At 39.2% G+C, this 604-nt stretch carries 1 protein-coding gene; it reads right to left on the reverse strand.

From position 1 onward, the window contains the following. Nucleotides 1–299: hypothetical protein (locus ABD296_RS49900; RefSeq protein ID WP_407061600.1), on the reverse strand; the 299-nt coding region annotated here is incomplete at its 3' end. Nucleotides 300–604 lie beyond the last annotated feature (305 nt).

Here is a 604-nt window from a genome sequence, read left to right on the forward strand (position 1 = left end):
GCAACCACAAAGCCTGAAAATTGAAAGCCGCGTTTTCGTAATTCATCCCAGTGAATTGTTTTTGTTTTTGGATCATAGACACTGACATGTTCAGGCGCTAAACCAAAACGGGAATTAATATCGGGAATAAGCTGTGACAAAATTCCCAAATCTACTACCACGTCAAAAAAAGGAATGGGTACAATTGCTGCACCAGCAGAGACGTAAGCTCTTTTCTGAATGAGTTCTTGGCACTCATCGCGAATTTGTTCCAGATTTAGGCTAGGATCAATATAGTCAGGAATGTTATCAATTTTCATAATGTTTTACCTGTAATGTGTTCCTTAAAGGTGCCTTGCCAACACAAGGTAAGTGACACCTAAAATGAGATTATGCTGTGTTTAAACCAACGTGACATAGTCAGATTCAGTTGTATAGTAATGAATGTTTATGATTTTGTGCATAAATTATGCGAGTAGGATATGAAATAAATGGGTATCCATGTTATTCAAAGTCAACGTATTGATGTGTTGTTGCAGGGCGTACTGGCATCTACGTCCCAGCCGTCAACGCATCCATTACAGGTTTTGAAAGCCCAGCATTTCATTGTGCCAAGTCCTGCTAT

Source organism: Actinomadura napierensis, assembly GCF_039529375.1.
Classification (GTDB): Bacteria; Actinomycetota; Actinomycetes; order Streptosporangiales; family Streptosporangiaceae; genus Spirillospora; species Spirillospora napierensis.